The 13,821-nt window shown below is 40.4% G+C and carries 10 protein-coding genes and 1 tRNA gene; 3 read left to right on the top strand and 8 right to left on the bottom strand.

The genetic code is table 11. From position 1 onward, the window contains the following. Positions 1-107: 107 nt before the first annotated feature. Complete coding sequence (gene der, locus BFP97_RS16915) at positions 108-1,415, bottom strand: ribosome biogenesis GTPase Der (protein WP_069843551.1); 1,308 nt, start codon at positions 1,413-1,415, stop codon at positions 108-110. 81 nt (positions 1,416-1,496) lie between these two features. Then, a complete protein-coding gene (gene era / locus BFP97_RS16910; protein WP_069843550.1) occupies positions 1,497-2,384 on the bottom strand; it encodes a GTPase Era in 888 nt (295 codons plus the stop codon). 94 nt (positions 2,385-2,478) lie between these two features. On the opposite strand from era, the gene BFP97_RS16905 reads away from it, so the two are divergent. Beyond that, positions 2,479-2,551, top strand: a tRNA-Met gene (locus BFP97_RS16905). Between the two features lie 244 nt (positions 2,552-2,795). Then, positions 2,796-3,950: a cysteine desulfurase family protein gene (locus BFP97_RS16900; RefSeq protein WP_069843549.1), complete on the top strand. Its 1,155-nt coding sequence runs from the start codon at positions 2,796-2,798 to the stop codon at positions 3,948-3,950. Here the strand turns inward: BFP97_RS16900 and BFP97_RS16895 are convergent. Further along, the gene (locus BFP97_RS16895) at positions 3,947-4,534 is read right to left on the bottom strand and encodes a DUF4007 family protein (RefSeq protein WP_083262632.1); all 588 of its coding nucleotides are present in this window, start codon (positions 4,532-4,534) and stop codon (positions 3,947-3,949) included. The two genes, BFP97_RS16900 and BFP97_RS16895, sit on opposite strands and share 4 nt — an antisense overlap. Positions 4,535-4,638: 104 nt before the next feature. Next, positions 4,639-6,225: an ATP-binding protein gene (locus tag BFP97_RS16890; protein ID WP_069843548.1), complete on the bottom strand. Its 1,587-nt coding sequence runs from the start codon at positions 6,223-6,225 to the stop codon at positions 4,639-4,641. A 266-nt stretch (positions 6,226-6,491) separates the two neighbouring features. Between BFP97_RS16890 and BFP97_RS16885 the strand changes: the two genes are divergently transcribed. Further along, positions 6,492-9,026 carry a type I restriction enzyme HsdR N-terminal domain-containing protein gene (locus BFP97_RS16885; protein ID WP_069843547.1) on the top strand — a complete coding sequence of 845 codons (2,535 nt, stop codon included), beginning with the start codon at positions 6,492-6,494 and terminating at the stop codon, positions 9,024-9,026. A 39-nt stretch (positions 9,027-9,065) separates the two neighbouring features. On the opposite strand, the gene BFP97_RS16880 is transcribed toward BFP97_RS16885, so the two are convergent. Genes BFP97_RS16880 through BFP97_RS16865 form a run of 4 tightly spaced genes read right to left on the bottom strand, consistent with a single transcriptional unit; the run spans position 9,066 to position 13,765 of the window. Then, on the bottom strand, positions 9,066-9,536 hold the full coding sequence (locus BFP97_RS16880) for a hypothetical protein (RefSeq protein ID WP_069843546.1): 471 nt from the start codon (positions 9,534-9,536) through the stop codon (positions 9,066-9,068). A 2-nt stretch (positions 9,537-9,538) separates the two neighbouring features. After that, entirely contained in the window at positions 9,539-11,509 is a 1,971-nt protein-coding gene (locus BFP97_RS16875; protein ID WP_069843545.1) for a hypothetical protein, read from the bottom strand. Beyond that, positions 11,509-11,709: a CxC ATPase DNA modification system associated small protein gene (locus BFP97_RS20950; protein WP_069843544.1), complete on the bottom strand. Its 201-nt coding sequence runs from the start codon at positions 11,707-11,709 to the stop codon at positions 11,509-11,511. Before BFP97_RS20950 ends, BFP97_RS16875 begins: the two co-directional genes overlap by 1 nt. 4 nt (positions 11,710-11,713) lie before the next feature. Further along, positions 11,714-13,765, bottom strand: a complete 2,052-nt coding sequence (locus tag BFP97_RS16865) for a DEAD/DEAH box helicase family protein (RefSeq protein WP_069843543.1) — start codon at positions 13,763-13,765, stop codon at positions 11,714-11,716. Positions 13,766-13,821: the final 56 nt, after the last annotated feature.

The raw sequence follows: 13,821 nt of genomic DNA, 5'->3' as shown, positions 1-13,821 counted from the left end.
TTCTTGATTTCTTTAATTTGAAATCAAACGGGAAATCCGACCAGAGTTGTTGGCAATAGTCAAGTGCGCTAGGCGGCACCCTATCTATTAGTGCTTCTCTCAATTGACTACTTCTTTCTGAAAACGAGTTTTATCGGCACGCCATCAAACTCGAATTTCTCTCTGATATTATTCTCCAAATAACGCTCATATGGCGCTTTAATATATTGGGGAAGGTTGCAGAAGAAAGCAATCGTAGGTGAATGCGTTGGCAACTGAGTCACATATTTGATTTTGATATGTTTACCCTTAAGTGCTGGTGGAGGATAGTGCTCAATGGCTGGTAAAAGCGCATCATTCAATTGAGAAGTTGAAATCTTTCGAATCCTGTTTTCATACACTTGAACTGCCATTTCAATGGCCTGAAATATTCTCTGCTTCTCAGTCACCGAGGTGAAAATCTTAGGAATCCAGTTCAAATGACCCAACTTCTCTTCTAACTCCGCTTTGAACTTGTTCATCGTATTCGAGTCCTTCTCGATCAAGTCCCACTTATTCAACATAAGCATTATGCCTTTCTTATACTTCAAAGCCAAGCTGATCAAGTTCATGTCCTGAGCTTCCAGACCTCTGGTACAGTCTACCATAATCACACAGACATCAGAATCCTGCAAGGCTTGAAGTGCGCGCATGACGGAGTAAAACTCTATGTCTTCATGCACTCTGGATTTCTTTCGAACACCGGCTGTATCTGTCAAAATAAAGTCCTTGCCAAAAAGAGTGTAATGTGTATTAATTGAGTCACGTGTAGTACCCGCTACATCGGTGACAATGGTTCTTTCCTTTCCGAGAATCGCATTCATGAAGGACGATTTTCCAGCGTTTGGACGACCAAGAATCGCAATTCTTGGTATGCCGTCTTCGGGATTTTCATTGCCATCATCTTCAAAATGTTTTACGACCTCATCAAGCAACTCCCCTGTTCCGCTACCGCTGGAAGAAGATATTGGAAAAACCTCTCCTAAGCCCAAGCCATAAAACTCACTTGATTGATAAGTCCAGTCTGCCGTATCGGCTTTGTTAGCCGCTATCACTACAGGCTTCTTAAGACCCCTGACGATTTTGGCAAAATCTTGATCCAAACCCGTAAGGCCATCGTGACAATCCGCCATGAAAATAATGACGGACGCCTCATTCATAGCTTCTTCAACTTGCTCACGAATGGCACCTTCAAATACATCTTCTGAACCCGTAACGTAGCCTCCAGTGTCTATTACTGTAAAGTGCTTTCCTGTCCATTCCCCATAACCATAATGACGGTCACGGGTAACCCCACTTTCATTATCCATGATGGCCTGTCTTCTTTCAACTAATCGATTAAAAAAAGTCGATTTACCAACATTTGGTCTTCCTACTATCGCTACAATATTTGCCATCTCTATATTAGATTTTTGATCCTTGATTTACGAATGACACTTATCAAAACGAGGCAATCGTATATCTAAAGTTGTAATTCTTCAATTTGAGTATCCGAAGCCTTTCAGTTTCATCTCTTTCTTTCTCCAGTCCTGCTCTACTTTCACAAAGGTCTCTAAATGCACTTGCTTTCCGAAAAAAGTCTCCAGGTCTTTTCTCGCCTCTATTCCTACCTTTTTAATAGCATCTCCTTTATGGCCGATAATTATGCCTTTTTGACTTTTGCGCTCAACATAAATTTCAGCACGGATTCGAATGATTTTCTCGTCTTCCTTGAACTCACTCGTCACTACCTGACAGCTATAAGGGACTTCCTTTTTATAGTTAAGAAAGATTTTTTCTCTGATGATTTCATCCACAAAGAAGCGTTCGGGCTTATCGGTCAGCGTGTCTTTTGGAAAGTATTCCGGATGCTCCGGAAGGTGCTCTATGATGGTCTGAAATAGATCTTCAATATTTTCCTTTTCTAGAGCGGATACCAGAATAACATCATCAAAGTCGAACAACTCCTGCCAATAAGCCGCTTTATCTTCGGCTTGACTCCCCTTGGATAGGTCAATCTTATTCATCACTAGGATCACTGGCACCTTTTTCTCTTTTAAGAAGTTGATCTGCTTTTCATCCTCAAATTTTTCATACAAATCAGCGACAAAGAGGATTACATCAGCATCTTCAAATGAGCTATTGACAAAGCTCATCATAGAATCATGAAGCTTGTACTCAGGCTTCAAAATACCAGGAGTATCAGAATAAATGATTTGGAAGTCATCCCCGCTCAAAACACCCATAATTCGATGCCTTGTGGTCTGGGCTTTTGAGGTGATGATCGATAGTCTTTCCCCCACCAGGGCATTCATCAAGGTAGACTTACCGACATTAGGCTTACCTATGATACTCACAAAACCAGCCTTATGGGGTTGATCGCTCATTTACTCAAAAATTAAGTCGCAAAGGTACTTGTTTCGAATGGATTTGTCACCTACATTTGTAGCCCACTTCAGAATTCGTCTGAGGTTGATATATCGCGGGATGGAGCAGTTGGTAGCTCGTCGGGCTCATAACCCGAAGGTCGCAGGTTCGAGTCCTGCTCCCGCTACACTGAAAACCAAGGAGTTAGAGAAATCTAACTCCTTTTTCTATTCAATGGGTACAACATAGGTACAACAAACTTCATTCTCATCCTCTCAGACATACTTCGGTAAAAGTGTCCTCTCACTAAGGTCAAACACGATTTACCACCGAATAAACTTGAGCAATGAAGGGACTGATAGCCGCTTTACATGTTAAATATGATCTCCTATTTTAGTGCGCCCGTGATTTAAGGTACATTTGAACATTAAATGAAAGAGCTAATCTATCTAGACTATAACTCCACTACCCCAATTGACCCGAGGGTACTAGATACAATGATGCCTTTTCTGAAAGATCAATATGCCAATGCAGCTAGTAACCACGCATTTGGAGTAGCAATCAACCAAGAGATAAAGAATGCACGCGCTAGTGTTGCTCAACTTATAGGAAGCGAGGATAACGAAATAGTATTCACTTCAGGAGCAACTGAAGCCATCAACATGGCTATCAAAGGAGTAGCTGAAAACTATTGTGACAGGGGGAAGCATATAATAACCGCAACCACGGAACACCCAGCTGTTCTTGACACTTGTGAGCATCTTCAAAAGAAGGGTTTCGAGTTATCTTATTTGGAAGTAGATAGCAACGGATTGATCAGTATTGATGATCTCAAAAATCAACTTAGGTCCGATACTATACTGGTCTGCACAATGATGGTCAATAATGAAACAGGGGTTATGCAACCCATCAGAGAGATCGCCCAATTCACCCATGAAAACGGTTCTTTTTTTATGACTGATGCTACACAAGCTGTAGGTAAAGCACCCATTGATGTAAGAGAAATAGACATTGATTTAATGGCTTTTTCTGCTCACAAATTTTACGGTCCTAAAGGAGTAGGGGCTTTGTTTGTGAGAAACAAAAGACCGTATAAGGTCAAACCTGAAGCGCTCCTCCACGGAGGGGGGCATGAAAGAGCTTTGAGAAGCGGAACACTGAATGTACCAGGTATTGTTGGGTTAGGAGCTGCATCGGCCCTCTCTTTAAGTGAGATGCAGTCAGACATGAAGCGCATTTCCCAACTACGTGATTACCTGGAAGAGCTACTATTGGCGATACCGGGGAGCAAGATCAATGGAAGCCAGAGCAACAGACTCTATAATATCACCAACATTCGTTTTGCAAACACGGATGCCGATGCGATTATGGCTGGCCTCGACCAAATAGCACTATCAAACGGTTCCGCCTGTAGCTCAACCAAAGTAGAGCCCTCTCATGTCCTGGTAGCTATGGGCTTAAGTACTCAAGAGGCATATTCAAGCTTGCGGATAAGCTTAGGACGATTCACATCAAAGGAGGACATAAATAAAGCCAGCAAACAAATACAAAACGTAGTCGAAAGCCTCAGGGCCATGCATGTTTAATATTCCGTTAACAGAGATTGGGGGGAATTCCAAGGACCTAAAGAATTCTTAGGATTTTGGCGGACAAACTCATTGTCCTTTGACTGTTTAAGCAAGCCAAGCCCACCTAATCCTTCCTCCAGTAAATAGCAGTCAATGAGTTTCTTAGAAATTACCCGGTTCATAGGGCGCCCTTTAGAGAAATGTTCTACGCTATGGCTCATTAATTTCATTTCTAAAGCAGTCTCTAACTGAGTTCTTGAAAAGGAATCATGTTGAGGGAGAAACTCCATGATAAAAAAATACCATGCCTCTGCATCTATCGGGTTCTTAATCAATTGATGATGCATGAACCACTGCGTAATGGCTGATTCTAATTTTGGGTCAATTTTAAAGACAACTTCACCATAAGGTGTTAGCACCTTCCCTTTTATCAACCCGGTTTTCTGAAGCCAGGTCTTGTATTTATTTGTAAAAGGTGCCCCAAAACCAAATGGAGATGCTACCTCAGCAGCACTTGCCCCAGAATTGGTAACTAAGGCTTTAAGCACACCTGACATATAGACCCTATTTAGTCCAAAACTACCGTGAAAATATACTGACATGCTTCAAACTACGAAATTGCCAAGTCAAAAAGAAAAGGCTATGACCCAACCGATTTTCCAATTTGCTTCGTTTCCTATCGAAAATTCGCCTGTGACAGTGAAACCTACTGTTTAGCAAAGTTAATACGCATGAGCTCAGTTAATATGTACTCTACAGTTTCTCTAAAAATTTGAAGGTCATCATCTCTAATATCTGCAGAGGATTTTTTATGAATAAGGTCACAGCGTAACTGATAATAATACTCGATCCTCTCCCAGGTACCCTTCTTAAGATTAACCATCTTCTTAACCCTTGCATGAACACTTGGCCGATTCCTCATGAGTTTTTGCAAATCATTATCAGACATTTGAATCTGTTTCTCATGGATCAAATAGTCTTTGAATGCGATTTCTAAAGTATGGTCCAAAATAATCAGGCTAAGGCGATTATTCTGATCCAGCTTCAACCTAGGAAGTTCTTGAACTGCAATAATACCCTCATAGGCTCCTTTGGTCCAAGGCTTATCTCTACCCAACTGCTTATTGTTGAACTTGATTTGATCTGAATACTTTCTGATTCTATTTCTAGGAATAACTGGAGTGCGAATGCGCGTGGTTGAATTGAGCTTGTCTATTGATTCAGTTTTGATTTCACCAGTTGAATATTTAAACACATGCTCATCCCAGCCACCTCCGGTGCTCCACCTCTTAGACATTGTGGCATAGGTAACTAGTACCTTTTCAACATGGGTAATGATTTCTTTAAAAGTAGGGTGCTTTGTATCAATTTGTGACTTACTACTATTCCATGGCATCATATCTGGAGAACCATGGAGCTTGATTATCGTTCTTGCCAATGATGCCGCATTATGAGGACGTCCTATTCTTGCGATTTTAAAGCCCACTTCCTCACCTTTATAAGCTCGTGAGATAAGCCTATTGTTACAGTAAAAATAAGCCCCATACTCTCCTCCAGAAGGCTCTTTTGATTGAGTCAAACCTCCGATGATTTCAAACTTTACAGTTTCACCTGTTTTAAATTCAACATCTCCTACGTATCTGCGAGGCTCAAAGCCTGGTGGGTAGGACCACTTTTCAAAGTTTTTTGGCTCAATTTTTTTCTCATTCAGAAGGAGGTTAAAGTTTCCATCTTCTAAAAAAAGTGCGTAAGTACAACTCAGGTGGTGCCGAAGCTCATCCTCATCCTCTTCTTCAAGTCGTTCCCTCAGCCTCGACAATTCTATTAGGGTTGTACCTGGGTCAATACTATCAACTCTGTAGAGTTCCAATGCCCAATTATCCAGGTCTTTGATCCACTCTTCTCCATACTGTACTTGGAATGTTTCATCCGCACCGTGCCTGGAAGATATTCTAATATCTTCGGCTAATGCCACAGCTGCCCTTTTTGAGCCAACACCAAAAATTCCTATTAGTTCATCGTGATTAGAACTTCTGGAATAACCTGGACTGACAACCAGAGCCATGTCTTCTTTTCTTATCCCTCCACTATTGTCTTTCACATAGATAACACCTTGATCATAATCAAGATCAATGAGCACTTCTAGGGCTTGCTGCTTGCCTTCAAAAATCCAATTATCGATGGCATTATCTATCAATTCACAAAGACCAAGCTCGAAATGATAGTCGGGTATAATTGATTTGTATATCCGCTTGGACGGACTTACGTTCATATCATCTACTTTCTCCTTCATCCACCTAATTGATTATTTATTAAATCATCCCATTCTACACTGATCATTGGTAAACCATTACTCAACATTTCACTTTTATTGTGTAATATTTTGGTTTTTCAGAGTTAAATTCCTGAATCCTGCCTTTATCAATGCTCACAATTTAGTATTTCTCAATTAATTATTCAGAATGGACTCATTTACCTCTCTCATCATGGTATTCCATTTATTTATCATTTTATTCAAGACTTTTTAAATTCGAAAAATACAGCAATTAGTAGCAGCGGATGCATTTATCGGAAGATGACATAAGGACCAAGGTAGTTTATGAATGGTTAAAGGATATTGGAGTATCCAAGGATGAAATCTTCGTAGAGAAAACCATTACTCTTGTTTTAGGGAGGGGAACGCACAAAATTAATTCTCGTGCGGATGTATTGGTCAAAAATGCAGCGAACAAAAACCTGTTGTTAGTAGAGGTTAAAAAAGATGACCACTCACTGAAAACCGGTGATGAACTGCAAGCTCTCTCTTATGCCAGGTCACTTCATGATGGTATTGCTCCTTTCACTATACTTACTAATGGCTCTGAATCAAAAATCTTCGATTCAGTTTCGGGGGAAGCTCTCAGTTTTTCAACAATACCTAAAGACCATCATTATGTGAAATCAGGGTTTCAACCCACAGGAGATGCCATCGCTTACAGGCGAGAAGCTCTTGAGTACCTGATATCTCTCTCCAAAGAAAATCTCAATGCATTTTGTAAGGGACAGCAGGAATTCAGGATGAGCCTATTGAAGGGTAGTTTCGCTGAAAGCGGGAAAAAATACATCCCCAGCCTCTTTGTAGAACGCAAAAAACAATATGACGAGTTACACGAGAAGCTTATTGGCTCAGAAAAAAGAAGAAACCTGATTTTGTTGGTCGGACCTCCACAACACGGTAAAACCTGTTTTATGTGCAATAGCGCAGAACGCCTATTATCTGAAGGGCACCCTGTGCTCTTTTATCCGGCAATTGGACTGAATAGCGGACTTTTTCAGTCTATCAATGAAGATTTTGACTGGTGCTTCGGGGAACATATGCGGACGCACCAATGGATTAACAGGGTTAACAATATCGGTCAAACGCTGAACAAAAGGGTTTTCCTTTTTGTGGATGGTTGGAATGAGATGACTTACCAAAAAGCTTTGGAAATCAACTATGAGTGCCAGCGGCTAAAACTGGACCATATTGCAATTGTAATTAGCACTACATCATCGTCATTGGAAAACCTCTTAATAGATGAAGCAGGCAACCTAACCTACGTAGCCGAATCTGCAAAGCTGAATCATCCCAGCATTAAAAGATTAACCACCGAACCACTGAAAGATTCTTCAAACCTCGGTATTGTTCAGATTGGTAGATATGATCAGGATGAGATTTCCAAGGCAAAAGAGTTATACGCCCGTGCTTTCAATGTAAAATTCAATGAGATCAGCCCCTTACTATTTGACCCATTTTATCTTCGCATTGCGGCAGAGCAATATTCAGGCAGGGAAACTCCAAAAGACATAACACAATCTGGTTTGGCCAAGGCAAGCCTTATTGCCAAAGCCAGGAGAAGGGGGATAAAAGAAGTAGATCTTTATGCTGGTTTGAGCCAATTGGCACCCATATTTTTTGAGTTGGGAAGATCGATACCCATTATCAAGATGCCAATGAAATTCCAATCAGACATGGAATTGAACCGTTGGCAGGAAAGTGCGATTTTGACGGCCTATGACTCAGAGCAGGGACCCCTTATCGACTTTTATTATACCCATGATTTGAATTATGCAATAGGAGTTGTTTTCAGGGACTGGAGCAGGATTTTTAACTGTGGAGACGAAAATGGCATAGTTCAGGAATTACACGAAGCCATTAATACTGATGCTGGCCAAAGTGCTCTAAGTTGGTTTTTAGGCTTGCCTGAAAATGTCAATGTATTGAAAAGGCTCTTCCAGTCTGTAAAATTTGAAGATTGCTTCAATTTACCGGCTGGCAAGCTTCTTTCAGATGCCATCATTAAGCAAGTTACCGTAAATGAAATCCTTGAGTTTGAATGGCTGGATATTCATCTTGATAAGCTCATTGCGATGGACATGAATGAGAATGCACATGTATCCGAGATCCCAGAGCTGCTGTTCTCGCTATTAAAAAGTTTTGATTGGAAGGAAAAACCCGAAGCCTATGAATTCTGGATGCGTCAACTGGTCAAATATGACAATAGTGCAAAAGAAATTGGAGTCAAGGAGTCTTTCATCCATATGTTATACGGGGGGGGTGAGGAGGAAATTAGGAGCTATTCTGGTTATGACGATGGTGATAGTTCGCTTGACACTGACCTGTTTTTAGAGCTAATGCTTGACCCAGATTGTGAAGTAGCCTCAAAAGCTGCTTTTTACTACGCATATGCCTGTGGTCAATCACTTTTAGAAGACTTTAAGCTATTGGCTCACCGAATTCATAAATTGGGTGGTGACCCCAAAGAGGTACTTTATGATGCTTGTGACCAATTAACTTATGACTTAGGCGATCAATATTACGGGTATTCAATGTGCGCTGGTTGGCTTATTCACGCCCAAGATGAAATTCCTGATGAGTCTGCGGCTAATGAATACCATCGAATGAAAGAACTATTACCTCCCATTATTAATGCATTTCCAAATACCGGTTTTCCTGAGCGTTTAAACAACATGTTATTAGACTTAAAACGAATTGGAGGAATCAAAGATGATGATGAGTCAGGCTTCGATAGAATGGACTTTGAGGATCCAGATCAACTCAAGTTTGGGTTTTGACTTCATCATCTTGCAAAGCCAATCACCTATTGGCGTTAATTAGGGTTCACTTTTGGTAAAAAGCTTGTTAAAAGTAATCAAGAAGTTCTCCAAAGTTCTCGGTGGCTCCAAGAAGTGCTCTTGAAGTACCCTGAAACCCCCATTGGCATATTTGTTCAATTCCCTCATTCCTTGATCGCTTAATCGCGTTGCAGACGTAGTACTTATTAAAATTTTCAATTGATTGTTTAAAAGCTTTCGTTCTTTCAACGAAACTCCTAACTGTTCCAGCTCTTTCTTTAAAAAGAGGGCAATAATAAGGTGCCTATCCTTCTTATAGTCACTTGGAAAATATTGGACTATCTCCGTTGTTTCACTCGCTGTCAAATCTTCCTTGCGTTGAGTGTGTAACCCGGCCATCAAACAGAAGTAGTGTATGTCAAAATCAAGCTCAAACCCAGTATTGCTTCCCTGTTTTGATTTAATATGTTTAAACCATGTTTTGGCCGTATTTGGTATTCTAAATGCCATACTTAGTCGAGATCGTCTGTGTGAAACTGATCAAAATATTCCTTCCCAACTACGCACATACCATCTACGGATTCATATAATAATGCCTGTTTTTGAGCCTCGCCATCTATTTCAGTGTTACCCTTCCTGAACATTGTCAAAAAGTACGGGCCTTCAGTACTCCTCCTAACTAAGTGCTTTACGAAACCATTACGTTCACTTGAAATAATAAAGCAGATAAACTGGTCTCCTAGCTTAGGAATTAACCCTCCTATTTCTTTTCTAATTGCAAGATCAATCGCACCAGTAGGGCTATCTACAACGGAGGGTAATCGATGCTCAGTATTAGTCAAAAGAGTTGAAAGATAGGCATAACCAATGGTTAGGTTTTCTCCCGCACTGCCTCCTGATTTATTTATCAGTTTTAAGGAATTTTCGATTTCGTTGACTCTAATGTTATTATGTGGCATTAATTCAGAAATACGGTCATTAACTTGATCGCAAACATTCTCCGATAGCAATTCTTTTGCCCGAGCATGTGCGTCTACCAAAATGCCCTGGAGTACATCTTTTTTAATCTTCTGATCAATTGTACCGGTAGTCTCTGCCAATTTTTCTTTGGCATCCTCAAGTCTCTCTGCTAGTACTTCCAAATTCCATGACTTGTCCGTTTTTGTTTTTTTATCCAAATACTTTTCGTACTTAACTTCCAAAGTCGTCAAGCTTGATGTAAGCGTCTTAATCTGATCCTGAATTTTTTGAATTCTTGGATCTTTCGCTCCGACAGAATTCTTAATCGCGTCTACCTTCAACTTGGCGGAGTTCTGAGCATTTTGGGAGTCAATAACTTCGCTTAAACGCGTGTGCAATAGACCAGATGATAGGGAGGCATTTTCGGACGTTCTGTCTTTAATTTCAGACTTCATTGTGTTGAGTGTTGAAACTTCTTCAGAGCCTAAATATTTATTCGCTCTAGATTTGATCGCACTCCTAACATTATCTGTAATTTCTCGACCACAAATACACTCATCCTCGTCTGCTATCTCTTCAAAAAACTCTTTGGCAGCCAAACCAGGCAATTTCACTCTATCAAAGCTTTCCTTTAAGTCTAAGATACTCTCATCAAATTCTTGCGAAAGCTCAGCCGGGTTCTTCAATGTTATAGCAAGCAATCTTGTTTTATTAGCCAGCAGCGTAGATGCCTCTTTGTACTCATCATTTGCTTTATTCAGTTGTTCATGATCATTCTCATATTTCTTTATTTCCTCTGAAAACTGAGAATCAAGCTCCTCCAATTGACTGTTCACTCTTCTTATTTCAGAATCGTCTTTTTCCTTTTGTTTTTTAACTTCCTTCAGTCTCTCCGTGAGCGCCTTTACCCTATTATCCCTTTGGGTTTTTTCCTTTTCTCCACCACTGGAACCTGCAGCATCAGCAAGTGCCTTCCAATAATCTTCAATTCGGTCGCTCATTTGCTCAAGCAAAGGCAGCCTATACAAATTGTCAATGGCCTGTTGAGCGTTGGACTTTTTTGAATCGAGTAGGTCGTTGGCATACTCCCCATCAAAGACCAAAAGTCGTACAAATTCTGGCTTCAAAAAGGGGATCAATTCTGATGGTAATTTAAACCCATCCTCAACTCCTTTATTTAATATGGTTTTGTATTCAGGAATGGAATCGGGCTGATGGAAGTCAAAGAGCAGTTTGATAGTTAGGAATCTGTCATTGTGAAGAAGTCTTAATTCAAACTCTCCCTCACTTATAGCCTCTGACTTTCGGAAGTCAACTGATCGATCAAAATGTTCATCCCAAAATTGAGGCCCAGCCAATGCCGCCCTCAACAACTTAAGTGTAGTGGTTTTTCCAGTACCATTTGGCATCTGGATCAGGGAAATCTTATGAACTTGTCCATTTTCAGCTTCAAAAGAAATACTATGATCAGGACAACGAAGACCTTCAGATTTCCAACCCAATATTTTTAAGCTAGTAGCCACTAATTGGATAAATTTTTTGATAATTTGACGGTTTCAAAGCAGAGATCACATCGCTGTGAATAGCGATTGATATCGCTCAATTCAGTAGAATTGGCTGCTGCTCCTTGTAGCCAAGCAACAATTTTTTCGGATAGCTCTTCAGGTTGTTTAGCGTCTCTTACTGCTTCCTGTATGGACTTAATTATTATCTCGTCTATCATAAACTCATTTCACTTTATCAGGCCTAATTTTTGATAGCCCCGTGAGGAACTGAGCCCTTTCATCATCGGAGTTAAGAGTTGCAGTCGCCTTGTCTTTTGTCCTTATAAAATCAACCACATTGGCCACTTTACCTGGGTTTTTCTTATCCGTTCTTAAACAGCGTCCAATTCGCTGAATTGTCTCAAGTCTTGCTCTATCGGATGATAATAGAATCACATTATTGAGTGAGGGTATATCAATACCTTCAGACAGACGGTGACATGTCAAAACACATTCAATTTCTCCAGATGAAAATTTACTCAATACAGAGGAGTGATCATCGTCAAAGTAGCTATGAAATTCAGTTGTAAACCCATGCACTATATTCAATATTTCCTCTCCATAGGCTTTGTTTTCAACAAATATTATACACTTATCAAGAATATAAGGATTTTTCCTAAGGAATTCATGAAACACGGGTATCTTACCTTCAGCTGTCTTATAAACTCTAGCCAAACTCATCCAGTAATCTTTATCACTCATGGGTGTACCGGCCTTATCCAGTGCTGCTTTCCGTGCAAATACGCCCTGTAGGCTACTCTTGTCCTCTTGGGTCAATGAGTAGGACAAAGGGTGATAGTTGAAAGGTACTAGAATCCCTTTCTTTATAGCCATATCTAAATCGAACTGTTTGATTATTGGTCCAATATGACTTATGATAAATTCTGTTCCTTCTTGATCGTATTCCCTCTCAGTAGTGGCACTCAGTCCTAACCTATATGGAATATTATCTGAAAGTCCTGCCAATTCACGCCTGTTTCCCGGACTACCAAGCTTATGGACCTCATCGTGAATCAGCAACGTTCTGGATGCTTCCATAGCGTTTAGGCCTTTCATAGAGAGGTGTAATTTAGGCCTTGAAACGAGTAAAATCTTTCGAATCGGATTAGCTCTAAAACCTTCAGCCTCATGTAAACCTTTGTACTGCCTTACTACCCACCAGGCCAATTCTTTTGAGAAGATAAGGTTCAGTATTTCACCGTACCACTGGTCGAGTAAGTCAATTCCATCACATGATATGATAATGGAATCTACACTGTCTTCTCTGATTAAGTGATCCGCAATTCGAAGGGCAGTCCTAGTCTTACCTGTTCCCGTAGCCATGTTTAAAACGCCCCTTTTTTTCTTGAGAAACACAGCTACAGCTTCATCCTGGTGTTTCCATTTATTTACGTCTTCCGCTTCACTTTTAATTCTCTTTGACTTGGACCTTGGCTTAGCGGTAAGATCTCTTAGAATATCCTCAATCTTATGGGGGTCTGAACCACGCAGCTCATATTCTTTGATAATTTCCTCAGCAAGTTGGCATTCTTGTTCAACCAGCTCTTTCAAAGTCTTCTTGGGGAACTTATTGTAGACAGCAGTCTTTACCTCCTCTATCGGAATCTTTCTCACCACATCAGAATCTCCATTCCATGTCTCCTCAAATAACCGAATCATTTCTTCAATACGTTCCTTGGAAATTCCTTCAGACCGCCAAGAGTATTCTGTCCATAATGTTTCGACATTGTGCTTCAGAGCATATTGTGAAAAATTGACTGAGCCATTGAATGCTACTTGGTTACCACTACTATCCGAAAAGATTCCGAACTTGTGATGAACTATCCCAACCTTATTTTTTTTGGGTTTTACAGCAATGATTTGCAAACGATCCGAAGCTATTAACCAAGAGAGACAGTCGAAAAAGTGCCTATCTCGTTTGGACAGCGTAGTGGCTAAAAGCTCAAAATCGCCAAGTAACTCTTGCTCATATTGTTCATTCGTCAGATTTAGCTGACCTTCAATAATTGCACCCTTATCTTTTAGTGTGAGGCTGTCGTTTATGATAAAACGCATTTTGCCTCCATTGAGCAAAAACCTAGCAAACCCCACTGAAAGGACTTTGAAACCTGTGGACCTGAAATATCCAAGTCCAAGGTCAAAATTGATACTGTTCTTTAACCCATCTATAAAGAAATCACTTGGCTCGTTATGGCCAGTGGCATAAATAGACTTGAATTGAACATCTTTTAACATAATCTAAAAAAGAGCACGGGGTGGTAACTGGTATGAGTAAGAATCTAAGTACTCAT

This window comes from Roseivirga sp. 4D4, assembly GCF_001747095.1.
Taxonomy (GTDB): domain Bacteria; phylum Bacteroidota; class Bacteroidia; order Cytophagales; family Cyclobacteriaceae; genus Roseivirga.
The sequence above is the reverse complement of the archived record's forward strand: the minus strand, read 5'-3'. Positions and strand labels throughout refer to the sequence as shown.